A 22,724-nucleotide genomic window follows, 5' to 3' on the forward strand; every position below is an offset into this window, starting at 1 on the left:
GCGCTCAGGGCTTGAAACGGCTCAGGATCGCGGCAATCTGGCGGGCGGCCGTGCCGTCGCCGTAGGGATTCTTGGCCTGGCTCATGGCCTGGTAGGCCTGGGGCTGGTTCAGCAGCTCCAGCACATTGGCGACGATTTTCTCGGCCGAGGTGCCCACCAGGCGCACCGAGCCCGCGAGCACGGCCTCGGGCCTTTCGGTCACATCGCGCATGACCAGCACCGGCTTGCCCAGGCTGGGGCCTTCTTCCTGGATGCCGCCGCTATCGGTCAGGATCAGGGTGGACTGCAGCATCAGATAGGCAAAGCTCTCGTACTCCAGCGGCGGGATCAGGTGGATATTGGCCTGGCCGGCTGTCATCTCCTCCACCACCAGCTTGACATTGGGGTTGAGGTGCAGGGGGTAGACCAGATCGATATCGGGGCGCTCTTGGGCGATCCGCAACAAGGCCTGGCAGACGTTTTTGAAGCCCTCGCCAAAGTTCTCGCGGCGGTGGCCGGTGATCAGCACAAAAGGCCGCTCGCCCACCGTGTAGCCGTTTTGAACCACCTGCTGATGCAGGCGTTCGCGCACCTCGGGCTGGTCCTGGAAACGCGCCACCGTCCACAGCAGAGCATCGATGACCGTGTTGCCGGTGACAAAAATATCGGCCGCGGGAATGCCTTCACGCAGCAGATTGTCCCGGCTGCTGGCCGTGGGGGCGAAGTGCAGGCTGGCCAGGCGGCCGCTCAGGCTGCGATTGAGTTCCTCGGGGAAGGGCGAGTAGCGCTCGTTCGTGCGCAGGCCCGCCTCCACATGGCCGACCGGAATCTGCTCGTAGAAAGCCGCCAGGGCGGCGGCGAAGCTGGTCGTCGTGTCGCCATGCACCAGGCAGATATCGGGCCTGGCCTGGCGCAGCACGGTGCGCAAGCCCAGCAGGCAGCGGGCCGTCAGGTCGAAGAGGTCCTGGCCGGCCTGCATGATGTCCAGATCGAAATCGGGCCCCAGATTGAAATGCAGCAAGGCCTGGTCCAGCATCTGGCGGTGCTGGGCGGTGACGCAGGTCTGCACCTCGAACTGCTCCGTGCGGCGCTGCAGTTCCAGCACCACCGGCGCCATCTTGATGGCCTCGGGGCGGGTGCCGAAGATGGCCAGGACTTTGAGTTTGCTCATGGTGCAACTGCTTTCTTGGACGGTTTGCCCGTCAACAAATTCCTTGCGCTCTTCAGCAGCGCCAGCAGGCCCGGCGCGCGATAGCTCAGCCACATGCGCAGCCACAGATTGCGGCTGATGCGGTGTTGCAGGCGCTGTTGTTCGGTGTATTCGGCGATGCGGGTTTGCAGCCCGGCGGTGTCGGCGGCCGGGCGCTTGCGGGCCGTGGCCAGGGCTTGCAGCAGGCTCGCGCCGGCGCCTTGCCAGTCGAAGTGCTGTTCGGCATGGGCGCGGGCGCGGGCCTTGCATGCGCCGAGTTGCTCCGGGTGGTCGACATACCACTGCAGGGCCTCGCGCAGACTGGCGATGTCCACAATGGCCTGCGGCCAGAGATAGCCATCGGCTCGCGCGATCTGGCGCGCCACCCGGACCAGACGGCCGTTCTGCTCGTGCTGGATGAACTCGTTCATGGGTGGCGCATCGCTCACGATGACGGGCAGGCCGCAGGCCGCCGCCTCCATGATGGTCAGGCCTATGCCCTCCAGCCGGGTGGGGTAGACGTAGACATCGCCCAGATGGAAGAGGCCGGGGGCGCTGACGGTGCGTTCCTCGGTCAGCAAGCGGCCCTCGGCGCGCAGCTTGTCGATCAGCGCGGCCTGCTCGGGCAAGGCTTTTTTCAGGTCACGCTGGATGTGGATCAAGAGCTTGGCCGGGCCCTTGACCTGCTCGAAAGCGCTCAGCAGCAGATCCGTGCCCTTGCGGCCGGGGCTGATGCCGGCCGAGTGGAAGAAGACGATCTCCTGCTTGTTCTGCGCGGCCGGCCGGGCTTGCGGCTTGAAGACCGAGATGTCCGTGCCCCAGGGCACGAAGACGGCGCCGGGATGCCAGTCAAACGCGCTCAGATGGCGCTGGGTATTGCAGATCAGCCGGTCGTAGAGGCCGAAGAAGGGCAGCGTGGTCTCGGTGTAGTAGTCGATATAGGCGCAGCTGATCACGCCCAGGGCATTGGCATGGGCCACGGCCGGCCACCACCACTGTTCGTTGAAGATCACGAGCTCGATCCGATGGACGCGAATCCACTGCTCGAAATCCTTCAAGCACATCTCGGTCGGCACTTTGGATGGCAGTTGGCGACCCCAGCTGACGTCGGGCGTGTCCCACACCGGGTCGCCCTGGGCATAGGACTCGCCGCCGCGGGCGTAGATGAAGACCTCGTGTTCCTTGGCCAGCACATCGCGGTACTGGCGCGAGACGTAGGCGGCGCCGCGTTCAAACCAGGTGGTGACGATTCCTATCTTCATGGCATTGCTTTTTTGCGGGCTTGTCTCTTGTTCCAGGCATCCAGCACCAGACGGCTGACTTCGGCATAGGCCGGATGATTGATCAGGCGGGCACAGAGCACCCAGCCCAGCACCGCGGCCAGGCCGGTGGCGATCAGGCTGATCAGGCCGGGCAGCTCCAGCAGCAGGCAGGTTTCGAAAGCCAGGGCCTGCAGAGCGATCGAGGCCAGCGCCACCCACAGGCTGGCCAGCGAGGGGCGCAGGATGTCGCGGATGCGGGTGTTCAGGATGATGCTGACCTGGCGCAGATAGAGGAAGACCATGATGGCATTGCTGAGCCCGAACACCGCCGCCATGGCCTTGAGGCTGATGGTGGAGGCCAGGGCGATCAGCACGATGTGGATGGGCGCGTAGACCAGGGTGATCTTGAGCCGGCGCTTGATATTGCCGGTGGCCGCCAGCAGATTGGGGGCCAGATTCATCATCGCGTTGGGCATGATGGTGATGGCAAGAATCGTCGCCACCGCCGCGGCCGCATCCCATTTGGGACCGAACAGGACGCGGATGATGGGGCCGGAGGCAATCGCCACAAAGCCGAAGAATGGCCAGGACAGCGAAGTCAGCACCGCCGTGCCGCGGGCATAGGACTCGACCAGGGAATTGCCGGCGCGGTGGTCCTTGGCAAAGGCCGGGGTGGCCACCCGCATGATGGCCGAGGCCACATTGTTGTGGAACAAATCCATCAGGCCGGCGGCCTTGCTGAAGATGCCTACCGAGGCAAAGCCGAACTGCTTGGCGATGAAGAACTCGTGGGTGTTATTGGTCAGGGTCTCGATGACACGCGAGCTGACGAACATGGAGCCAAAGCCCAGCACGCTGCGGGCATTCTTCAGACTGGGCCACAAAAAGGAGTCGCGCGGCCGCAGATAGCCCAGCAGCAAGGTCTGGCAGGCGATGCTGATCACCGGCGCCCAGGCCAGGCTCATATAGCTGAAGCCGTTCAGGGCCAGGGTGATGGCCGAGACGGTCTGGATGGCGTTGGCCACCGTCTGCACGATGAAGATCTTGCGGAAGGCCATCTCGCGATTGAGCAGGGCGAAGGCCGGCGAGGCAAAGGGCAGGATGAAGAAGTTCAGGCTCATCACCGCCAGCACCTTGGCCACGCCGGGCTCGGCGAAATAGCCGGCCACAAAGTAGCGGGAGCAAAACACCAGCAGGCCTATGGTCCAGGCCACGACGATGGCGATGCCGAAGGCGGCTTTGATCTTGTCCTGCGTCAGCTCTTTTTCCTGGATCAGGAATTCGCTGACGCCGAAATCGCGCAGGATGCCGGCCACGGCGGCAAAGGCCGCGCAGACCGAGAACACGCCCACCTCGGCCGGCGTCAGCAGGCGGGCCAGCACCATGGTGCTGATCACCGTGATGCCGAGGCTGAAATAGCGCTCGGCAAAAGACCAGAGCAAGGCCTTGCGGACGCTCATCGAGCCCCGCCGAACTTGGCCTTCAGGGCCCCGAACAAGTGGCCGAGCATGGCGCCGCCCGGCGGGTTTTCGCGGAAGAACAGCTTGACCGTCTGCCAGTTCACCGGCTTGCGGGCGCGCAGGCGGTGCAGCACGTCCTGCACCATGCTGGCCTGCAACTCGGCCAGGCGGGCGCGCAGGCTGGTCTTGGTGCGCTCGGCGCGGGCGTAGTTCTGCAGCACCTTGCGGCGGAAGCGCGCCTCGTCCACGATGCGCATGGCCAGGCCGTCGGTGCCCCAGCCGCTGCCGTACCACATATTGATGCCGCGGCCGCAGCGGACCTCGGCCTCGGTGGAGTAGACGAAGCGGGCGCCGTGGCTGATCAGGTCCATCCAGTAGAGGTAGTCGCCGCCGCCATGCCGGTGGGCTTGCGGGAAGCGCGCCCGGCCCAGGTCGGCGACCGAGATCACCAGCGAGGGCATGAAGATGATATTGGCCGTGGCGATCTGGTGGACCATATCGCCCTGGTAGACGCGCAGGCTGGCGTCGCCGTTCAGCGGTGGGTGATCCGCGTGATTGACGCGTTTGGCTTTGTCGAACTCGTTGGTGGTGTCGCCCAGATGGAAGAGATTGGCGAAGTAGGCATTGCCTGCGCCCGCGCCCAGGGCCAGCACGGCGCGCTGCAGATGCTGGCCAATCCATTCGTCGTCGGAGTCCAAGTAGGCGACCAGATCGGTGCCGGGCTCCAGATGGGCCAGGCCGGTGTTGCGGGCCTCGTTGGGGCCGGCATTGGCCTGCTTGATGACCCGCACTCGCAGCTGCTGGGCGATGGGATTGTTGGCCAGTTCCTGCTCGGCCGGGATGGGCGAGCCGTCATCGACCACCAGCACGTAGATCGCGTCGGCGGGGTAGCCCTGAGCCAGGATGGAGTTCAGCGAGCGCTCGAGAATGCCCGACTCCCTTTGGAAGAAGGGGATGATGACGGCGATCTTTGGACTTGTGTTCATGGACTGGGATCAACTTTTCTTGTTGAGTTGGGCCTCAAGGCAAGGCTGAACAAGCCCCTCGTGCGCTGCGCATCCTCGCTTCGGGCGTCCAACGGCGTTGCAAATCCTCACCATAGCTAGGGCTATGGCTGCGGTTTGCGCCTTGTTGGCCATCCCGAATCGAGGCGCGCCGCATCACGGGGACTTATTCAGCCTTGCCCTAAGCGCCAAGAGCTTGGGGATGAGACCGAAGCGGAAGAGATTGGCGTGGTAGAGCCCGCGCTGCGTGTCGGTCCAGCGGGTGTGCCATTCCATCACCTTGCCGTAGAACTCGATGCGCTTGAACTTCTGTTCGTCGAACAATTGCTGGAACTCGGTCTGCCGCATCAGGGTGGAGGGCGACACCGCCTTGTAGGACTCATCGTAGGTGGTCTTGAGGATGACGATGACGCTGTCGTCCTCGATGCACAGGTCCATGGCCACGACCTTGTCGCCAAACCAGTATTGATAGACCCGCGCCCGGCCCTGGGCCGCGAAGTTTTCCAGCATCTGGCGGTAAAAGCGCCCCTGCTCGTTGTCGGGGTGGATGGCCGTGCCGTCGGCGGTCTTCCAGCCGGCGCTTTCCAGCCGGCCGTATTGCGCGATGGCCGGGCCCATGTCGGCGACGGCCTGCAGGCATTCCAGCCGCGGTGCTATGTCCTCGCTTTGCAGCTTGTTGCGTTGCTTGCGGGTGTTCTGCTTGAGGTTCTTGCCGCGCGCCTCCCAGTAGGCATCGAAGGGGCCGGCGATATCGACCCAGGCGGTCTGGATGTAGTCCTTGCTCTGCAGCAGGCCGGAGTCGGCCGGGCGGCCGTCGAAATTGGGATCCAGCTGGGTCAGGCCCAGGCCCAGGGTCAGGCCGGGCAGCTGTGACCAAAGGCTGGCCGCGGCCTCGGCGATGTCGACCCTGCCATCGCTGACGAAGGCGCCCAGCGGAAGCTGCGAGGGCTGGAAGGTCTGCCACATGCCCTTGGCCTGCCTGCCCACAATCATCGCCATGCGCAGCTGGCCCTGGCTGCTGTAGAGGCAGAGCAGTTCGTCGCCGCGGGCGAAAGCAGTTAGCGCCGGTTGCAGAAAAGCCGCTTGCAAAAAGGGCGCGCCGACGCGGCCCCGGGCCAGCGCGTCCCAGGCCTGGCTGTGCTCCGCAAATGCCTTGATGGGGTGAATGGACCAACTCATGCTTCGCCCTTGCTTGTCGTTTTTGTGGTGGGGGAATAAATGTCCTGGACCAGGGCCAGCATGCGTTGCAACTCCTGCTGGCTCAGGTCTTGATGGCAGGCCAGTTGCAGGATGTGGTGCGACCATTGCTGGCCGTGGTCGCCGGCGATCTCGCCAACCTCGGGCCACAGCCTGTCCCAGCGGGAGACGGGCAGGCCCAGGCGGCGCAACTCAAAATAACCCGGGTCGGGGTCGTCCACCCAGAGCGGGAAGACATAGGGTGCGCAATGCTCGGGCAGCTGCGGCATCAGCGGCCTGAAGGCCTGGCTGCCGGCAAATGCCTGGGCAAAAAACCGGTATTGCTGGCGCCGGCCTTCGACGATGCGCTCGCGCGGCGCGTACTGCGCCATGCAGCGGCTGGCGGCGGTGAGGGCGCGGTGGGACTGGCCCAGATCGATGTCAAAGCTCTCGGCGTAATCGTCCGCTGCCGCCTGCGCCGGGGCCAGCGCTTCACCGCGACGCTTGAAGCGCTGCAGCAGGCTGAGCAGGCCGCTGAAGGGACGGTTCAGGCCCTTCAGCCGGCCATGGTTGACGCCGACGTGGACGATGTCAAAAGCCGCCTTCAGCTGGCTTTTGGCGCCGGGGCTGGCGAGGCTGGGGAAGGCCTGGCCGAGCAGGCGGTTATTGATCAGGCAGCCGCCCTCGGGCACGGGCAGGAACTTGGTCAGGCTGGCGATGGCCAGGTCGCCCCAGCTGCCCACGGCCTGGCCGTCCGAGACGCCGAACAAGGCGTGGGCGCAGTCTTCGATCAGGCGGATGCCGCGCTCGTCGCACCAGGCGCGCAGCGGCGCCAGATGCTGGGGGATGCCGAAGAAATGCGCCGCCAGGATGGCTCGCACGCCGCCGAGGTCCTGGCGCGCGATCCAGTCCAGATCGGGGGAGCCGTCGGCGCGCAAGGGGTAGAACAGGGCTTGCGCCTGGCGCTGGATCACCGGCGCGATCATCGTGGGGCAGTGATAGGTGGGCACCAGCACCCGGTCGCCGCGGCCCAGGCCCAGCATCTCCAGGGCCAGCAGGATGCTGGCGCGGCCGCTATGGGTCAGCTGCGCCTGCGGCAGGTCCAGCAGGCAGGGCGTGCTGGAATGCTTGGAGCCCGAGAAGGTGTGCCAGTCCAGCACCGGCAGGCGCGGAATGGAGGCGGTGGCGGGACGACTCAAGGCTTGTCCTGACTCGGGGCTGAAGCCGCTGAAGCTGAGGATGCTGCCGAAGCCGCCGCCTCCACCGGCGCGGGCTCCTGCCATTGGCCGACGCCGCGGAGTTTTTCCTGCAGATCGGGGCGCTCAAAGCCCAGGGCTTGGGCGCGGTGGGCGCTTTGCAGGGCGGCGGCAAACTCTTTCAGGTCAAAGTAGGCCAGGCCGATATTGAAATGGGTGAAGGGCTGATCGCCCGCCAGATCACTGGAAATCTGCAACTGCTTGATGGCATCGGCGCTGCGGCTCTTCTTCGTCAGATAGGTCGAGTAGATGATGCGCACGATCACATCGTCCGGCGCAAAGCGGATGGCGCGCTCGAAATAGCATTCCACCGGGTATTGCAGACCGGGCGGCGTCTCGGTCTTGAACTTCTCGCCGTAACGGATGACCGAGACCAGGGCGCGGTGGTTGTTGGGGAAGGCGCGCAAGGTATAGGACAGGTCCGGCCCCGGCGAACCTATCATGCCGCCCGACTGCGCGCCGATCAGGTTTTCGACCCGCGGCGTGAAGTGGGCGTGCTCGACCAGCTCGCGCTTCTCCGCATGCGACATGGGGTCGGAGGACTGCTTCTGGTGGTCGGGGCGATAGTCGTAAGGGCCGTAATGGCTGCCTTTGAGCGGGCCGCAGATGCTGAGGCTTAGCTGCGCGAAAGCGGGCAGGGCAGCACACAGACCCAGCAGCAAAGCCAGGGCCGAGGGCAAAGTTCGTATGTTTTTCAATTCACTTGCCTCGCGCTAAAGATGGGTCTGACGGGCAAAGGCCAGGGTGTGCTGCTGCACCGCCAGGCTGTCCGCCCGATTTGAAAACGTGTGGTCGGCCATGGCCAGGTCCACTCTTTGTACCTTGCCCTGGCTCAGCAGGCCACGCCAATGTGGGTCGGCGGCGGCGTGATCCAGGAATTCCTTGGCCGTCAGGTCATTGCCGCTGATGATCAGCTGGATCGCCCCGCCGAACTCGCGCCAGGCCTTGGCCATGCGCTGCAGGTAGGGGCGGCTGTCTGTCTGCTGCCCGGTCGAGGGCGCTGCTGGCACCTGTCCGGGCTTGCTGTGGCCGAGGGCCGCGCGGGCATTGGCCAGCAGATCCTGCATGGCCTTGCGGCCGACGCCGCCGCCCAGCAGTTTCTTCCAGAACTCGGGCTGGCTCAGGCGTTGCCAGTAGTAATGCTTGAGCTGGGTCTTGGCCAGGCTGTTGTCGGAGCGCGCCCAGGGGTTGAGCAGCACGAGGCCGCGCACCCGCGGGTCTTGCTGGGCCTCGCAATAAAGCAGGGCGGCGGAGGCGCCGTCGCACAGCCCCCACAGCAGCACGCTCTCCAGCCCGGCGGCCTGGACGAAGGCGTCGATGGCCGCGCCCACATCCTCGCCCACCGTCTCGAAATTGCGCAAATCGCCCTCGGCATCGCCCATGCCGCGGTAGTCCAGGCGCAGCGTCGGCACGCCTTCGCTGGCCAGGGCCCGACCCAGCAGCGTGAACTGGCGGTGGCTGCCCGCGCGGTACTGCGGGCCGCCCACGATCACCAGCACACCGGTCTTGCCGGCAGGCGCTTGCGCCGGCTCGCTCAACAGGGCCAGCATGCGCTCGCCCTGGCAAGGGATCAGCAGGGCTCGGTCGCGGTAGCTGCTGGTCTGGTTCATGCCGGTGCGCCTTCCAGCAGGGCTTGCAGGCTGGCGCTCAGCAGGGCCGGCGCGTCCTCGATCTCGCTGGTCTGCCAGAAGGAAGGGCCCTGGATTCTGCGCGCCTGCACCCGCAGGCCGGCGGCCTGCCAGCGCTGGGCGCTGCTCGCCAAGGCGGGCGAGACTTCCTCGCCCTGCTGGCTGGCCAGCTCGAAGAACAAGGCCCGGCCGCTGCCGCCCGCGGGCGGCGTCAGCACGGTTTTTTCAAGGCCGGCGGCCAAGGCGGGCGACAGGCCATAACCCGCAATCTCCACCACCTCGCCGGCCGCCATCTGGGCCTTCAAAGCCTCCATGGCGGCGGCGGCATTGCCTTCCAGCAGGCTGCCCGCCAGCTTGAGGCGCAGGAATTGCTGCAGCAGCAGGCGGCCATTGGCGGGGGGCTGCCAGAACAGGAAGTTGCAATCGCTGCCGTCGATCTGCGCCGCCAGCTCGCAGGCCAGCAGGCAGCCGGCACGCTGACCCCACAGCCATAGCGGGGCGGCCGGGCCGCATTCGCTGTCCAGCCAGGCCTTGGCCTGCCGCAGATCGGCCAGCCAATCCTGCCAGCCGGCCTCGCCAAAATCGCCGGCGCTGTCGCCGCAGCCAAACAAGTCCATCTGCAGCACGGCAAAGCCCGCCGCGGCCAGTTGGCGCGCTTGCAGGGCCGCCATGCGGCGGGACTTGTTCATCTCTTCGGCGAAGGCATGGATGTGCAGCACCCGGCCACGCTCGGGCCCGGCGCGCAGATCGGCCGGGTGATAAATGCAGAAGCGTTGGCCCTGGCTGGCGTCGAGAAAGAAAACCTGGGGTTCGCGCATGCCGGGCGGGTGGTTTGTTAGCCCAGTTTGGCCGCAACAAAATCGCTCAGCGAGCCCACGGTGGCGAAGGTGGCGCCCTCGATCTCATCGTCGGCCACGACGATGCCCAGCTGCTCTTCCAGAGCGGTCAGCAGGCTGACCACGGCCATCGAATCCAACTCGGGCAGGGCGCCCAGCAATTGGGTGTCACGGTCGAAAGTCGCGCTGCGTCCACCCAGGCTGAGAACTTCTTCAAGAATGCGCAGAACGTGCTTTTCGGTAGTCATGGATGCAAAGAGGCCCGTGGACATGGGCTGAATAGGGCTTGTTGAGAGACGCCGCATCTTACATGCGACATTTTTCATTTCTCCTCTGGCAAGCCCCCCGATCCGGGGCCTGCCGGGGTGATTTTTTAACGCTCAAATGGCCCCCGTTGCCAAGGGCTCCGCCGCCGGCCGCAAAGCGGCGGCTTTGCTGGCGCCCTATGCGATACTTTTTCGCGCTTTTCGATGGGGCTCGCCGCGAGCGCCTCCGCGCCCAAAATCCTAAGAAACAAGCCGATAGAAACTCTTACGCATGCCAGCCACCTTGACGCAAACCCCCAGCGACTCCGTCCTTCTGCACGAGCTGCCTCTGCGCCAGGCGCGCTTGCGCCCCGAGGCCCTGGCCTTGACTCATGGCGCTGAAGGCATGAGTTATCGCCAACTGGGGGCGGCCATCGAGGGCTTTGCGGCCGGCCTGATGGCTCTGGGCCTGCCGCGCGGCGCGCGGGTCGGCATCTATCTGGAAAAGCGCTTCGAGACCGTCATCGCCAGCTTTGGCGCGCCAGCGGCGGGCTGCGTCTTCGTGCCCATCAACCCCTTGCTCAAGCCCGAGCAGGTCGGCTTCATCCTGCGCGACTGCGATGTGCAGCTCTTGCTGACCTCGCCGGAGCGCCTCAGCGCGCTGCTGGACAGCCTGCCGCAAAGCCCGGCCCTGCGCCATCTGCTGATCACCGGCGATCAAGCGCCCGCTGCGCCGCCCGCGCCCCTGAGTCTGCAGCGCTGGGATGCTTTTGTCGCCACGCCGGCCCGGCCCGGCCACCGGCTGATCGACAGCGATATGGTGGCCATCCTCTACACCTCGGGCAGCACCGGCCGGCCCAAGGGGGTGGTGCTGTCCCACCGCAATATGGTGGCCGGCGCCAAGAGCGTGGCCAGCTATCTGGAGAACACGGCGCAAGATGTCTTGCTGGCGGCCTTGCCCCTGTCTTTCGACGCCGGTTTCAGCCAGCTGACGACCGCCTTCCATGTGGGCGCGCGGGTGGTGCTGCTGAACTATCTGCTGCCGCGCGACGTTCTGCGCGCCATCGAGAAGGAGGGCGTCACCGGCCTGACCGCCGTGCCGCCGCTCTACATCCAGCTCAGCCAGCTGGAATGGCCCGCCACCATTCAGCAAACGCTGCGCTACTTCGCCAATACCGGCGGCCGCATGCCGCGCGAGACCTTGGGGCTGTTGCGCCAGCGGGTGCCGGCGGCCAAGCCTTTTCTGATGTACGGCCTCACCGAGGCCTTCCGCTCCACCTATCTGCCGCCCGAGGAGGTGGACCGCCGGCCCGACTCCATCGGCAAGGCGATTCCTAACGCCGAAATTCTGGTGTTGCGCGAGGATGGCAGCGCTTGCGAGCCCGATGAGCCCGGCGAGCTGGTGCATCGCGGCGCCCTGGTCGGCCTGGGCTACTGGAACGATGCCGAGAAAACGGCCGAGCGCTACAAGCTCTTGCCGGCCGGCGCGCCCGGCCGCGAGGGCGGCTTGCAGCTGCCCGAGTACGCGGTGTTCTCCGGCGACAATGTGCGCCGCGATGCCGAGGGCTTTTTGTACTTCATCGGCCGGCGCGACGAGATGATGAAGACCTCGGGCTACCGCGTCAGCCCGACCGAGGTCGAGGAGATTCTCTACGCCACCCAGCTGGTCGGCGAATGCGTGGCCTTTGGCGTCGAGCACGCCACGCTGGGCCAGGCGATCCAGATCATCGCCACGCCGCCGGCCGGTGCTCATGAGCTTGATCTGGCGGCCCTGCAAGCCCAGTGCCGCCAGCGCATGCCGGCCTATATGGTGCCGGCCGGGTTTGAGGTCCAGGCCGGGCCGCTGCCGCGCAACCCTAACGGCAAGATCGACCGCAAGCTGCTGTCCAGCGCCTGGCTGGAACGCCAGGCCCAGCTTTGAACCTTTTTCTGAACGATTCAGCCATGTCCGATTTGCCCTCGCCGCCCGCCCTCAAGCGTCCGCCCCAGCATGTGCCGATGAGCCAGTTCGCCCAGCAGGATGGCGAGCTGCTGATCGGCGGCCAGCCCCTGACCCGCCTGGCGGCCCGGGTCGGCCAGACCCCGTTTTACGCCTACGACCGTCAGCTGCTGAAGGCCAGGGTGGCGCAGCTGCGCGCGGCCTTGCCGGCCAGCGTCAAGCTGCATTACGCGATGAAGGCCAACCCCATGCCGGCCGTGGTGGCCTGGATGGCGGGCCTGGTGGACGGCATCGATGTGGCCTCGGCCGGCGAGCTGAAGGTGGCGCTGGACGCCGGTGCCGATCCGGCCGAAGTGAGCTTTGCCGGGCCGGGCAAGCGCGATATCGAGCTGGCCCAGGCGGTCGCCGCGGGCGTGCTGATCAATGTGGAATCGGCCCGCGAGCTGGCCCCGCTGGCCGCGGCCAGCGCCCGGCTGGGCCTGCCCGCGCGGGTGGCCGTGCGGGTCAATCCGGACTTCGAGCTCAAGGGCTCGGGCATGCGTATGGGCGGCGGCCCCAAGCAGTTTGGCGTGGACGCCGAGGCGGTGCCTGAGCTGCTGCGCGAGATCGGCCGCCTGGGCCTGGCCTTCGAGGGCTTTCATCTCTTCGCCGGCTCGCAGAATCTGCGCGCCGAATCCATCTGCGAGGCCCAGCAAAAGTCTTACGAGCTGGCCCTGAGCCTGGCCGCCCATGCGCCGGCACCGGTCAAATTCCTGAACCTGGGCGGCGGCTTCGGCATCCCTTACTTCCCGGGCGAGGGCTTGCTGGATCTGGCTCCCATCGCGGCCAATCTTTTGCAGCTGGCCGACCGCGCGGCGCGCGAGCTGCCGCATGCGTCCCTGGTCATCGAACTGGGCCGTTATCTGGTCGGCGAGGCCGGGGTCTACGTCACCCGGGTGGTGGACCGCAAGCTCTCGCGCGGCCAGGTCTATCTGGTGACCGATGGCGGGCTCAACCACCATCTGTCGGCCTCGGGCAATTTCGGCCAGGTCTTGCGCAAGAACTACCCCGTCAGCTTGGTCAAGGCCAAGGGGCCGCAAGGCGGCCCGACCGAGCAGGCCACGGTGGTCGGGCCTCTGTGCACGCCGCTGGATCTGCTGGCCGATCGCATGGAGCTGCCGGTGGCGGCGGAGGGCGATCTGGTGGTGATTTTCCAGTCGGGCGCTTACGGTGCTTCGGCCAGCCCGGCCGGCTTTTTGAGCCACCCGAACTGCGTCGAAGTGTTGGTCTAGCCTTGCTTCATCCGGTCGTCCAGTTCGGCGATCTGGGCCGCCAGGGCGTTGCTGTGCTCGCGCATGTCCTGGCTCAGGGCTTGCTGGCTGGCCAGCAGCTTGGCGGCCAGGCCGGCCATCTCGGCCTGCAGCACGGTTTTGAGCTCGGTGAAACGGGAGGCTTCGGCCTGGTCGGCCAGCTCCCGCTGGGCTTGAATCTCCTTGGCATGGCGCCGGGTTTCCAGCAGCACCGTGCCTTGCCAGAAGGCCAGATAGAGGCTGAAGGCCAGCGTCAGCAGGCCCAGCAGGCCGAGCAGGACCAGGCCTAGCGGCGCCTGAATGCTGCCCAGGCCCAGATTCAGGCTGGCGGGGGCGATGAACAAGGCCCAGTTCATGGCCGCAAAGCCGGTGATGAGGGCGAGCAGGAGCAGCAGGGCAAGGGTGCGGAAGCGCATGAGTTGCTTTCAAGTGCGGGAGGAAGGATGCCGCCCTTCTACACCGGTGTGACGCCTGTGCCCATCCCCTGTGCGCAGCTCTCGCGGGCGCGCCGCTGCGTGGCCGAGGGCAGCTCGCCGAACTGCCCGGAAGCAGTACTCCAGCTTGCTGCAGACCTGCAGCATGGAGGGGAGCTTGCTCGGGCTGGCTTAAAACTAGATGTAGGAGGGCGGCGTGGGTGAGTGGGGGGGGGGGCGCAGCCTCTTGGCGGAAGTCGTGGGACTTTGCAGGCGCGCCCTGCCTGGGCGTGAACTGACCGGCGTCGGCGCCGAGGCGGCCGCCAACAAGGCCGATATGCCGCTCTACAGAATACGGACAAGCTCTCCGCGAGCCAGCTGCGGCTGATTCGACAGAACAAGAGCTACCGCATGGACACCCATCCCAGCCATCGCCGCTGCACTAACGCTAGCATCGTCCTGGGTCGCATGGCTTCTGCCTCCGAAATGGCCACTTGCTGTGCTTTTCTGGCCAGCGACGACGCCAGCTTTGTCAACGGCGCGGTGCTGGTGGCCGATGGCGGTGCGCGCAGCGCGGCGGCGGCCAGGGCTCAGTGAACAAGCTTTCAGTCGCCCAGATCCACCTGGGTCTGCAATAGCGCATCGGCCAGGCCGTCTGGCAATTGGTAGTCGGCCAGCAGCCAGGCCCGCTCGCGCTGGGCCGCGGCCTCCAGCAGCAATTCGCGCAGGACGCGGCTGGAGCGGCCGTCCAGTGCGGCAAAAGGCTGGTCCAGCAGGGTTAGCTCGGCAGCGCTGGCGGCGGCGGCAAGCAGGCCGATCTTGCGCCGGCTGCCGGTGGACAACATCCGCATGGACTTGCCCAGATGCTCGCACAGGGCAAAAGCCTCGGCCAGGGCTTCCTGGACGGGCATCTGCCAATCCGGAAATTGGCTGCGCTGCTGGTTCAACCAATCTTGCGCCAGGCAATCGTCATGTTCGGCCGCCTCTGGGCAGGCGTAGAAAATCCTGGGCGTGCCGAGTCCGTCGGGGCCGGGCAGGGTGATTTGCCCGCGGCTGGGCTTGAGCGTGCCCGCGATCAGCCTCAGCAAGCTGGTCTTGCCACGTCCTTCTCCGCCAAGCAGGAGATTCAAGCCCGGGTGCAAGGAAAAGTTCAATCCATTCAGCAAGGGCTTGCCGCCGAGATCAAGGCCTAGGCCCTGGGCCAACAGCAGGACCGATTCTTTTGGAAAGCGCTTGGGCATGTTCGCGATTCAGGCCGCCTTGCGGCCCCTGAAAAAGAAAGGCCGCATTGTCGCGCGCGCTTCAGGGTGGTATCGGCAGGCCTCGCCGTGGGATCGACGGGATGGCTACATCGCTCGGGGAAGCTGGGCAGCAAAAGATTTGCAGAAATCTTGCTGAACTTCCCTGGCACCCTGGAAAAGTACGCTATCATAGCGGGCTTCGGAGAGGTGGATGAGCGGTTTAAGTCGCACGCCTGGAAAGCGTGTGTGGGCTAATCCCCACCGCGGGTTCGAATCCCGCCCTCTCCGCCAGTGGATTAGAAGCCCTGAAATGCCTGTCAAATTAGTGACTTGGTGTTTCAGGGCTTTTTCTATTGCCCTCACGCAGTGCCCGCGCGCGGTAGGGGGCAGGCTGCGTCAAAGAAGCGGAGAAACGGCTTCCGCCAGGGATCGAGCAGCTCATCTCGTCGCCCTAACCAGCGGACTCGCGCCAAAGCGCGCTCGCGGCCGGTTTGAAGCGGGCGTAGACAGCTTTTTTGGCGGAAGGCAGGCTTGCCTTGCTCAGGATTCGGCAAGCTCCGCCCTGGGTTCCCAGTTCGGGAAGGGGTCGGCCAGTTCGCGCCAGCCGGCCATGCCTTTGCGAGTTTCGGTGAAGTTCAGCAGGCAGGCATCGAGCCGGGCCGTAATGGCCGCCTGGTCGAGGTTCTGGCCGATGAAGACCAGTTCCTGCTTGCGGTCACCATAGGGCTCGCTCCAGTTGGCCTGGATGGCGGCAAGGGTCTCGGGGTCGCTCGGCCAGCGGCTTCTGGGCGCGACGGCCCACCATTGCCCCACCGGCTCGACATCGGCCATCAACCCGGCGCCGGAGACCGAGACCACCCAGTTGGGTCGGCTGGCCAGCCAGAAATAGCCTTTGTAGCGGATCACGCCAGGGATGGGTTCGGCGAACAGGGCTTGCAGGCGTTGCGGGTGGAAGGGTTTGCAACTGCGGTAGACGAAGCTGCCGATGCCATAGGTGTCGCTCTCGGAGGCCTGCTCGCCCTCCAGCGCCTGCGCCCAGCGCGGCATCGCCGAGGCCTTTTCCAGATCAAAGCTGCCGGTGCCCAGCACCTGGTCCAGATCGACCGCACCCTGGCGCGCGTCGATGATCGCGGCCTCGGCATTCAGCGCCTGGATGAGCGCGTGAACCTGATCCAGCTGATCGACGCTGACCAGATCGGTCTTGCTGACCACGATCACATTGGCGAATTCGATCTGCTCAACCAGCAGATGCACCAGGCGGCGATTGTCTTCGTCGCCGGCCGCCAGCCCCCGGTCGGCCAGGAACTCCGCACTGCTGTAGTCCTTCAACAGATTGACGGCATCGACGACGGTCACCATGGTGTCGATATAGGCCACGTCGTTGAGGCAGTCGCCCGCTTCGGTGCTGAAGTCGAAGGTGGCGGCAATGGGCATAGGCTCCGAGATGCCGGTCGATTCGATCAGCAGATAGTCGAAGCGGCCCTCGGCGGCCAGCCGGCGCACCTCCAGCAGCAGGTCGTCGCGCAGGGTGCAGCAGATGCAGCCATTGCTCATCTCGACCATCTTTTCCTCGGTGCGCGAGAGGCCGACGCCGGCCGCATCGGTGGCGTCGCGTATCAGCGAGGCGTCGATATTGACCTCGCTCATGTCATTGACGATCACCGCCACCCGCTTGCCCTCGCGGTTGCGCAGGATGTGGTTGAGCAGCGTGGTCTTGCCGGCGCCGAGGAAGCCGGACAGGACGGTGGTGGGCAGGCGTTTGGGTTCAGACATGCAGGACTCCGGGTTGAATCAACAGGGGGCGGCGGGCCCGCTCAGAAATCGAACTTCGCCGACAGCTCGACCGAGCGCGGCGCGCCGAGGATGAGCTGCGAGGTGTTGGCGGCGGTCCAGCTCGCATAGAGCTTGTCGCCGGCATTGCGTACGCGCAGGCTCAGCAGCGCCGCCTGGGTGCGCCAGCTGGCGTAGAGGTCCAGCAAGGTGTGGCCATTGATGCGGGTCAGGTTGGCGTTGTCGGTGTACATCGCGCCGGTGTGCGCCAGGCTGGCGCCCACACTGAGCGGCAGGCCTGCCAGCCGGTAGTCCGCCCACAGCCGCGCGGTTTGCTTGGGCACATTGGTGGGCCGCTTGCCGACGCGGGAGACGCCACCGGTTTCGACCAGGGTGTCGAACTGCGCATCCACCAGGGCCAGATTGCCGGACAGGGTCAGGCCGGCCGTGGCGCGCCAGGCGGCCGACAGCTCGATGCCCTGGGAGGAAATCTGGCCGTTGTTGACGGTCAGTGCCGGCTTGGACGGGTCACGCGACAGCACATTGCGCTGCTCGATCCGGTACAGGGCCAGCGTCCAGTCCAGCAGGCTGTCCGGCAGGCTTTGCTTGATGCCCAGCTCATACTGCTGGCCGCGTGTCAGTGGGAATGCCGCGTTGGCGGCCGACTGCAGCAGCAGATTGGACGAGCCCACCGGCGCGGCTGCGTTGACCGCCTGGGCGTACAGCGCGCTGCGGGGCGACCAGTCGTAGACCGCGCCCAGGCGCAGCGAGTCGGGCCGGTAGCGGCCGCCGAAGCTGCCGACGGCGGCGGTATTGAGGTCCTCGACACGGCGCTCCAGCTTGATGCGCTCGCTGCGCAGTCCGGCCACCAGGGTCAGCGCTTCGCCGAGCTTGATCGAATCCTCGGCAAACAGCGCGGTGGTGGATACGTCGGTGCTGACGTCCGTGCGGTTGCCGGCGCCGGTGAACAGAGCCGGGTTGTCGAGGTAGACACCCGCTTGCGGCTGCAAGGCGCTGACCTGCAGCGCCGCGTTGGTGGCGGCGGAGTCGTCGGAGAAGCGGCGCTGGCTGGCGAAGTCGGTGCGGCTGAGTTCCATGCCTATCACGAAGCGGTTTGCCAGGCCGGCCAGCAGGCCCTGATGGCTCAGGTCCAGGCGATTGCTCAACACCTGGTGCGCGTGGCTGACCAGGCTCAGCGTGCGCTTGATGCGGTCCGGCGCGACAAAGGTGTAGCTCTCCGAGTTGCGCCACATGCGATCGGCCTTGTAGTGGCTCAGCTCGTTGCGCAGCAGCCATTGCGGCGTGATCTGCCAGGCCAGCCGGGCGCGCAGCCAGAGGCTGTCCGAGTCCATGCGGCCGTCGCTGACGTTGTAGTTCAGGCGCGTGAGGCGGCGGTCGATCACCCGGCCGGCACCGTCGCTGACCACGCCGGTCGGCTCCGTCGCGAAGGCGGCCGATACCAGTGGCACGCCGTAGTCGGCCTCCAGCGCGTCGCGCATCCAGTCGGCCGACAGGTCCAGCCTGAGGTCCGCTGCGGGCCTGAAGGCCAGGGCGCCGGTCAGATGATCCATGCGCGAGCCACTGCGGGGCCGCCAGCCATCGCTCTGGTTGCGGCTGTAGTCGACCCGGTAGGCACCGCTGTCACCCAGCGCGCCGCCCAAGCCCACGGCGGCGCGCAGCGCGCCATGGCTGCCGTAGGACAGCAGCGCCTGCGCTCCCGGCGCCTGGCGATCCGGCTGCTTGGGCACGAAGTTGACCGCCCCGCCGATGCCGCCTTCGCCGTAGAGCACCGAGGCCGGGCCTTTGAGCACCTCGATGCGCTCATAGTTCCAGCTGTCCTGCGGCCGGTTCGACATGGTCGGCGTGGAGACGCGCCCGCCGTCGAATAGATAGGTGATGAAGCCGCCGGTGAAGCCGCGCGTCGAGGCCACGCCGGGCGAGCCGGGGCTGCCGCCGACCGTCAGGCCGGCGGCGCCGCGCAGCGCCTCCTCCAGCGTGCGCGCGCCACGCCGCTCCATCTGCTCCTGGTCGATCACCTCGACCGAGGCCGGCGTCTCGCGCAGGCTCAGGCCCAGGCGCGAGCCGGTCTGCGAGGCGCCGTCCAGCCCGAGGCGGCGCTGCTCGGACTTGCCTTCGATCTTGACGGCCGGCAAGGCGTTATGTGCCGCCGGGGTGGATTGGGCTTGGGCCTGGGCCTGGGCGGCAAAGCCGGCGGCCATTGCAAGAATCAGGGGACGGAGTGCTTGAGCTTGTTGCATGAACGGCAATTGGGGGGAAACCGAGAAAGTCGGCCTGCCGGTGCTGGCGATGCAGCATCGGCACGGGGTTTGCGTCAGACCTTGGGGGCTGTTGTCTCGAGCTCCTGCCGGGCGTTCAGGCGGCGTTCCCGCAGGGTCAGCAGCGCCGCCGCCAGCAGCAGCCCGGCCCAGGCCGGCAGCGGCCAGGCGCTCAGATGCTGCGTCCGCTCAAGCCCGGCGGAGGGCACAAAACTCGGCACGGCATCGAAAGCGCTGAAGCCATAGCCGGCCAGACAGGTCTGCGCGCAGGCGCTCTGCTCGTCGCGCAGGGCGGCCTGCTGGATGCGTTCGTGGAAGAACTGGCGCAGCACGGTGTGATGGGCTTGCAACTCCTGCTCGAACAGGCGGTGGCGGGCGGCGTCGTTGCCGGCCAGGCGGGCAAAGCCCTCGCTGGCCAGGCTGGCCGGGCTCAGCCACAGCCAGCGCGCGAACAGGGCCTCCCGGCCGGCACGGGCGGCGTCGAAGCCTTGCTCCACCGGGGCCAGCAGCCGTTCCAGCTCCAGCATGCGCGGGATCCGGGCCACGCTGCTGGAGATCTTGTCCAGCCCGGTCTTGGTCGGCCGCCATTGCGGGTGCTCGTCGTAGAAGCGCATCAGCATCTGGCTGCGCTGGGCCTGCAACTGATCGCCGGCATCGCGCATGGCCTCGACGTAGAGCTCGCGGCTGGGCAGCGGCACGGCGGTGTTGACCCCTGCCACCAGCAGGGCCGGCAACAGAATCGTCAGGCCGACCCAGGCCCCAAAGCCGGCAAAGGCCGCCGTCATACGGCTTTGGCAGACGGAACAGATCAGCGCCGATACCGCGCCCCAAAACAGCGACCAGAGCAGCAGCAGGCCGGCCCATTGCGCCAGCGCCAGGGCGCCCGCGGCGTCGGGCGGCAGCGCCGCGCCGAGCAGGGCTGCCGCCGCCACGCCGCCGCCCAGCAGCAAGGTGGCGAGCAGGGTGCGCGCCAGGGTCTGGGCCAGCAGCAGGCGGCGTGGCGACAGGCCTTGCAGGCGCAGCGCCGGCAGGCGCCGGCTCTCGCGCTCCTGGGTCAGCACCGAGGCGCCGAGTGCCAGCAATAGCAGCGGCCACAGATAGACGAGGAAGAACATCAGGTCGAAACGGCCCACGGCCAGCCGGGCCGGATGCTCGATGTCGTAGGCGTTGCGCGCCGCTTCCAGGGTTTCTGCCTTGACCCGCACGACGGAGGGCAGAACGTCGGCCTGGCCCACGGCCAGCGCCGCGCCGGGCAGGGCGGGCTTGAGCGCGAAGCCGACATGCTCGTAAAAGGCGTAGCCGCGGATGTCGACCGGGCTGCGCCACCACTTCATGCCGGCGAACTCCGCCGCATCGGGGGCCGCAAAGTAGCGCCTTGCCAGGTCTTGCGCGGCCAGGCGGGCATCCGCCTGCCGAGTTGCCGCGGCTTGCGTGGCCCGCGCCGCGTCGGCCTGGAAACCCGCGCCCTGGAACAAGCCCCACAGGGCCAGCAACAGGGCCAGGGCCAGCAGCAGGACGAAGCCCCGCTCGCGGCGCAGTTGGCGCAGGTCATAGCGGATCAGCCAGAAGATTTGATGCATTGCGGCGCTCACTTGAGGGCTCCTTGCTTGAGACGGTGCAGCGAACGCTGGCAGGCCCAGCCGGCCAGGCCGAGCAGGCACAACAGCGGCAAGGCGTGCTGCCAGGCGCTGCCGGATTGCCGCCAGGGCTGGAACTGAAAGCGCAGCGGCGGCACCGTGGACCAGAGCTTGGCGTCGCCGTCAACGCGCTGGCCATCGCGGTCCGGCGTGGCCGTGATCGCGTCGTTCAGGGTCTGCTGGATCAAGCGCCGGTGCGCCTCGGCACCCCGCACAAACTGCAGGTGATGGGCGGTGTCGCTGGCCGCGGCGGCGGCGGACAGCCCCGCCACGGCCACCGTCGGCGACAGCCAGCCCAGCCAGGCGGCCGCATCGCTCTGCGCCTGCAGGGTGCGGAACAGCCGGCCGTAGTGCGCGTCGAAGACCTCGTTGCCATGTTCTTCGCCGCGCTGCAGGCTGATGCCGGACCAGTTGACCGGCAGGTCCTTCAGCTCGGTAACGCCGTACTTCAGCAGCAGGGCTTGTTTCTGCCGGGCCTCTTCAGCGGGGTCATGTGGTTCGCCCAGTGCCTGCTCCATCTGCTGGCGGAAGGCCGCGCCACTGGGCAAGGGGGCCAGGGCTTGCGCCAGATCCAGTGCGGCGCGCGGCAGCAGCAGGGTGGTGATAGCCCACAAGCCCATCAGGACGGCCAGGCTGCGCAGCAGCGTCGCCGAGGCGGCCGAAACCGCGACCACCAGAAGGCACCACAGGGCCAGGTAGGCCGCGTAGCCGAAGGCCATTGCCAGGGTACGCGTCATGCCATCTGCATAGGCTGGGGCAGCCGCATCGAACTGCGCTTGCGCGAGCAGCACCGCCGCGCAGGCCGGCAGCGCGATCAGCAGTGCCAGGCTGAACAAGACGCTGCCGCGCGCTGCGGCCACCGCGCCCAGCGGTGCCGCACTGATGCGCAGGGCGGCCAGGCTGCCGCGCTCGCGCTCGCCGGCCAGCACGCCGAAGCCGAGGAAGACGATGGCCAGCGGCACCAGCACCTGCAAGACAAAGGCGGGGCTCAGGCTGAACTGGCGCACCGCGCCGGGGGCGTCGTTGACCGGCCGATAGACGAACTCGTTCTGCTTGTGGGCTTCGAGCCAGACGCTGGAACCGACGTAGCGCTCCACGCCGGGATCGACGGCCGCCAGCGCGGCCACCGGCTTGAAGGCGTAAACACCGTAATGCGCGGCCGAGTGGGGATTTTTCTTGCCCTGGCCGAGCCAGCGCTGCTGCTCGGCCTGTGCCGCCACCGCGCGGCCTGCGGCCCGCTCACGCAGGTCCAGGGTGGTGAGCAGGGCCGCGGCCAGGGCCAGGCCTAGCCCCAGGCCCAGCACCAACCAGACCCGCCAGTCGCGCCGGCGCTCACGCCAGTCGGCCTGCCAGGCGGCGAAGAAGGCGGCACGCCAGTGCTGGCCTTTGGAGAGCTGCGGCGCGCTCATGCGGGCCGCCCCGCCAGCGTGGCCAGGTAGTTGCGTTCCAGCTCCCCCGCATGCAGTGCATCAACCACCCATTCGCCGACCAGATGCCCGGCCACCAGCATGCCGCAGCGATGGGCCAGTTCCTGGGCGCGGAACAGGTCGTGCGTGGCCATCAGCACGGCCGTGCCCTGGTTTGCCAGTTCACGGATCAGCCCGCCAAAGGCGACGCTGGCCTCGGGGTCCAGCCCCGAGGTCGGCTCGTCCAGCACCAGCAGCGAGGCTTGCTTGGCCAGCGCCATCACGATGCCCACCTTCTGCCGCATGCCTTTTGAGTAGCTGTGTGCCTGGCGGCCCCAGGCCTCCGGCGGCAGGCCGGCGCGCTCCAGCAAGGCCTCGATCTCCTGCCGGCGCGGCTTGCGGCCGGACAGGCGCATGAAGAACTCGACGTTCTCGACGCCGCTCAGCCGCTCGTACAGCGCCACGTTCTCGGAGATATAGGCCGCATGCCGGGTGGCCGCCTCGGCGATGGGTAGCTCGGAGTGGGCCAGCCGGATGCTGCCCGCGTCGGGCTGGGCAAAGCCCAGCACGCAGGCGAGGGTGCTGGACTTGCCTGCCCCGTTGGGGCCCAGCAAGGCATAGATCTCGCCGCCCGAGACCTGCAGATGCAGATGGTCGACGACGACGCGTTCGCCATAGCGTTTGACCAGACCGTCGATTTTCAACATGGGAGAGGCTC

Annotated in this window: 20 protein-coding genes and 1 tRNA gene; 4 read left to right on the forward strand and 17 right to left on the reverse strand. The window is 67.0% G+C overall.

Annotation, left to right across the window (positions count from 1 at the left end; genetic code table 11):
• Window positions 1-4 precede the first annotated feature (4 nt).
• The 10 genes from wecB to HNP55_RS13415 all read right to left on the reverse strand — a co-directional run bounded on the left by wecB (window position 5) and on the right by HNP55_RS13415 (window position 10,038).
• Window positions 5-1,150: a non-hydrolyzing UDP-N-acetylglucosamine 2-epimerase gene (wecB, locus tag HNP55_RS13370; RefSeq protein WP_184300092.1), complete on the reverse strand. Its 1,146-nt coding sequence runs from the start codon at window positions 1,148-1,150 to the stop codon at window positions 5-7.
• Window positions 1,147-2,430, reverse strand: a complete 1,284-nt coding sequence (locus HNP55_RS13375) for a glycosyltransferase family 4 protein (RefSeq protein ID WP_184300095.1) — start codon at window positions 2,428-2,430, stop codon at window positions 1,147-1,149. Before HNP55_RS13375 ends, wecB begins: the two co-directional genes overlap by 4 nt.
• Entirely contained in the window at window positions 2,427-3,890 is a 1,464-nt protein-coding gene (locus HNP55_RS13380; RefSeq protein ID WP_184300098.1) for a lipopolysaccharide biosynthesis protein, read from the reverse strand. Before HNP55_RS13380 ends, HNP55_RS13375 begins: the two co-directional genes overlap by 4 nt.
• Complete coding sequence (locus HNP55_RS13385; protein ID WP_184300102.1) at window positions 3,887-4,876, reverse strand: glycosyltransferase family 2 protein; 990 nt, start codon at window positions 4,874-4,876, stop codon at window positions 3,887-3,889. The genes HNP55_RS13380 and HNP55_RS13385 overlap by 4 nt, the downstream gene beginning before the upstream one ends.
• Before the next feature lie 174 nt (window positions 4,877-5,050).
• Window positions 5,051-6,073 carry a GNAT family N-acetyltransferase gene (locus HNP55_RS13390; protein ID WP_184300105.1) on the reverse strand — a complete coding sequence of 341 codons (1,023 nt, stop codon included), beginning with the start codon at window positions 6,071-6,073 and terminating at the stop codon, window positions 5,051-5,053.
• Window positions 6,070-7,269, reverse strand: coding sequence for a DegT/DnrJ/EryC1/StrS family aminotransferase (locus HNP55_RS13395; protein ID WP_184300108.1), 1,200 nt, complete (start codon window positions 7,267-7,269; stop codon window positions 6,070-6,072). Before HNP55_RS13395 ends, HNP55_RS13390 begins: the two co-directional genes overlap by 4 nt.
• A complete protein-coding gene (locus tag HNP55_RS13400; RefSeq protein ID WP_184300112.1) occupies window positions 7,266-8,024 on the reverse strand; it encodes a hypothetical protein in 759 nt (252 codons plus the stop codon). The genes HNP55_RS13395 and HNP55_RS13400 overlap by 4 nt, the downstream gene beginning before the upstream one ends.
• 15 nt (window positions 8,025-8,039) lie before the next feature.
• Window positions 8,040-8,936 carry a hydrolase 1, exosortase A system-associated gene (locus HNP55_RS13405; RefSeq protein WP_184300114.1) on the reverse strand — a complete coding sequence of 299 codons (897 nt, stop codon included), beginning with the start codon at window positions 8,934-8,936 and terminating at the stop codon, window positions 8,040-8,042.
• On the reverse strand, window positions 8,933-9,772 hold the full coding sequence (locus HNP55_RS13410) for a hydrolase 2, exosortase A system-associated (RefSeq protein WP_184300117.1): 840 nt from the start codon (window positions 9,770-9,772) through the stop codon (window positions 8,933-8,935). The genes HNP55_RS13405 and HNP55_RS13410 overlap by 4 nt, the downstream gene beginning before the upstream one ends.
• Before the next feature lie 17 nt (window positions 9,773-9,789).
• The gene (locus HNP55_RS13415; protein WP_184300720.1) at window positions 9,790-10,038 is read right to left on the reverse strand and encodes an acyl carrier protein; all 249 of its coding nucleotides are present in this window, start codon (window positions 10,036-10,038) and stop codon (window positions 9,790-9,792) included.
• 289 nt (window positions 10,039-10,327) lie between these two features.
• Between HNP55_RS13415 and HNP55_RS13420 the strand changes: the two genes are divergently transcribed.
• Together HNP55_RS13420 and HNP55_RS13425 are read left to right on the forward strand one after the other, a co-directional pair.
• On the forward strand, window positions 10,328-11,956 hold the full coding sequence (locus HNP55_RS13420) for an acyl-CoA ligase (AMP-forming), exosortase A system-associated (protein WP_184300121.1): 1,629 nt from the start codon (window positions 10,328-10,330) through the stop codon (window positions 11,954-11,956).
• A gap of 23 nt (window positions 11,957-11,979) precedes the next feature.
• A complete protein-coding gene (locus tag HNP55_RS13425; protein WP_221439578.1) occupies window positions 11,980-13,245 on the forward strand; it encodes a pyridoxal-dependent decarboxylase, exosortase A system-associated in 1,266 nt (421 codons plus the stop codon).
• Here HNP55_RS13425 and HNP55_RS13430 read toward each other — a convergent pair.
• Window positions 13,242-13,679 (reverse strand): LapA family protein, encoded by a 438-nt coding sequence (locus HNP55_RS13430; RefSeq protein ID WP_184300124.1) that lies wholly within the window; start codon window positions 13,677-13,679, stop codon window positions 13,242-13,244. The genes HNP55_RS13425 and HNP55_RS13430 overlap by 4 nt on opposite strands.
• 384 nt (window positions 13,680-14,063) lie before the next feature.
• Here HNP55_RS13430 and HNP55_RS13435 point away from each other — a divergent pair, with 384 nt between their 5' ends.
• Entirely contained in the window at window positions 14,064-14,273 is a 210-nt protein-coding gene (locus tag HNP55_RS13435) for an SDR family oxidoreductase (RefSeq protein WP_348648710.1), read from the forward strand.
• 8 nt (window positions 14,274-14,281) lie between these two features.
• Here the strand turns inward: HNP55_RS13435 and HNP55_RS13440 are convergent, their stop codons facing one another.
• Window positions 14,282-14,917, reverse strand: a complete 636-nt coding sequence (locus HNP55_RS13440) for an ATP-binding cassette domain-containing protein (RefSeq protein ID WP_281385254.1) — start codon at window positions 14,915-14,917, stop codon at window positions 14,282-14,284.
• Between the two features lie 201 nt (window positions 14,918-15,118).
• Between HNP55_RS13440 and HNP55_RS13445 the strand changes: the two genes are divergently transcribed.
• Window positions 15,119-15,208 (forward strand) — tRNA-Ser (locus HNP55_RS13445).
• 249 nt (window positions 15,209-15,457) lie between these two features.
• On the opposite strand, the gene HNP55_RS13450 is transcribed toward HNP55_RS13445, so the two are convergent.
• The 5 genes from HNP55_RS13450 to HNP55_RS13470 all read right to left on the reverse strand — a co-directional run bounded on the left by HNP55_RS13450 (window position 15,458) and on the right by HNP55_RS13470 (window position 22,713).
• Window positions 15,458-16,690: a GTP-binding protein gene (locus HNP55_RS13450; RefSeq protein WP_184300133.1), complete on the reverse strand. Its 1,233-nt coding sequence runs from the start codon at window positions 16,688-16,690 to the stop codon at window positions 15,458-15,460.
• Between the two features lie 41 nt (window positions 16,691-16,731).
• Window positions 16,732-18,945, reverse strand: a complete 2,214-nt coding sequence (locus HNP55_RS13455; protein WP_184300136.1) for a TonB-dependent receptor — start codon at window positions 18,943-18,945, stop codon at window positions 16,732-16,734.
• Window positions 18,946-19,019: 74 nt separating this feature from the next.
• Window positions 19,020-20,543, reverse strand: coding sequence for a DUF3526 domain-containing protein (locus HNP55_RS13460; protein ID WP_184300139.1), 1,524 nt, complete (start codon window positions 20,541-20,543; stop codon window positions 19,020-19,022).
• A gap of 8 nt (window positions 20,544-20,551) precedes the next feature.
• Entirely contained in the window at window positions 20,552-22,009 is a 1,458-nt protein-coding gene (locus tag HNP55_RS13465; protein ID WP_184300142.1) for a DUF3526 domain-containing protein, read from the reverse strand.
• Window positions 22,006-22,713: an ABC transporter ATP-binding protein gene (locus HNP55_RS13470; protein ID WP_184300145.1), complete on the reverse strand. Its 708-nt coding sequence runs from the start codon at window positions 22,711-22,713 to the stop codon at window positions 22,006-22,008. Before HNP55_RS13470 ends, HNP55_RS13465 begins: the two co-directional genes overlap by 4 nt.
• Between the last annotated feature and the right edge of the window lie 11 nt (window positions 22,714-22,724).

Source organism: Roseateles oligotrophus, from assembly GCF_014204525.1.
GTDB lineage: Bacteria > Pseudomonadota > Gammaproteobacteria > Burkholderiales > Burkholderiaceae_C > Paucibacter_A > Paucibacter_A oligotrophus_A.

Excerpts from the sequence above, each read along its gene's own strand:
- wecB (WP_184300092.1), bottom strand. The coding sequence starts at position 1,150 with ATGAGCAAACTCAAAGTCCTGGCCATCTTCGGCACCCGCCCCGAGGCC.
- HNP55_RS13375 (WP_184300095.1), bottom strand. The coding sequence starts at position 2,430 with ATGAAGATAGGAATCGTCACCACCTGGTTTGAACGCGGCGCCGCCTAC.
- HNP55_RS13380 (WP_184300098.1), bottom strand. The coding sequence starts at position 3,890 with ATGAGCGTCCGCAAGGCCTTGCTCTGGTCTTTTGCCGAGCGCTATTTC.
- HNP55_RS13385 (WP_184300102.1), bottom strand. The coding sequence starts at position 4,876 with ATGAACACAAGTCCAAAGATCGCCGTCATCATCCCCTTCTTCCAAAGG.
- HNP55_RS13390 (WP_184300105.1), bottom strand. The coding sequence starts at position 6,073 with ATGAGTTGGTCCATTCACCCCATCAAGGCATTTGCGGAGCACAGCCAG.
- HNP55_RS13405 (WP_184300114.1), bottom strand. The coding sequence starts at position 8,936 with ATGAACCAGACCAGCAGCTACCGCGACCGAGCCCTGCTGATCCCTTGC.
- HNP55_RS13410 (WP_184300117.1), bottom strand. The coding sequence starts at position 9,772 with ATGCGCGAACCCCAGGTTTTCTTTCTCGACGCCAGCCAGGGCCAACGC.
- HNP55_RS13415 (WP_184300720.1), bottom strand. The coding sequence starts at position 10,038 with ATGACTACCGAAAAGCACGTTCTGCGCATTCTTGAAGAAGTTCTCAGC.
- HNP55_RS13420 (WP_184300121.1), top strand. The coding sequence starts at position 10,328 with ATGCCAGCCACCTTGACGCAAACCCCCAGCGACTCCGTCCTTCTGCAC.
- HNP55_RS13425 (WP_221439578.1), top strand. The coding sequence starts at position 11,980 with ATGTCCGATTTGCCCTCGCCGCCCGCCCTCAAGCGTCCGCCCCAGCAT.
- HNP55_RS13430 (WP_184300124.1), bottom strand. The coding sequence starts at position 13,679 with ATGCGCTTCCGCACCCTTGCCCTGCTGCTCCTGCTCGCCCTCATCACC.
- HNP55_RS13440 (WP_281385254.1), bottom strand. The coding sequence starts at position 14,917 with ATGCCCAAGCGCTTTCCAAAAGAATCGGTCCTGCTGTTGGCCCAGGGC.
- HNP55_RS13450 (WP_184300133.1), bottom strand. The coding sequence starts at position 16,690 with ATGTCTGAACCCAAACGCCTGCCCACCACCGTCCTGTCCGGCTTCCTC.
- HNP55_RS13455 (WP_184300136.1), bottom strand. The coding sequence starts at position 18,945 with ATGCAACAAGCTCAAGCACTCCGTCCCCTGATTCTTGCAATGGCCGCC.
- HNP55_RS13460 (WP_184300139.1), bottom strand. The coding sequence starts at position 20,543 with ATGCATCAAATCTTCTGGCTGATCCGCTATGACCTGCGCCAACTGCGC.
- HNP55_RS13465 (WP_184300142.1), bottom strand. The coding sequence starts at position 22,009 with ATGAGCGCGCCGCAGCTCTCCAAAGGCCAGCACTGGCGTGCCGCCTTC.
- HNP55_RS13470 (WP_184300145.1), bottom strand. The coding sequence starts at position 22,713 with ATGTTGAAAATCGACGGTCTGGTCAAACGCTATGGCGAACGCGTCGTC.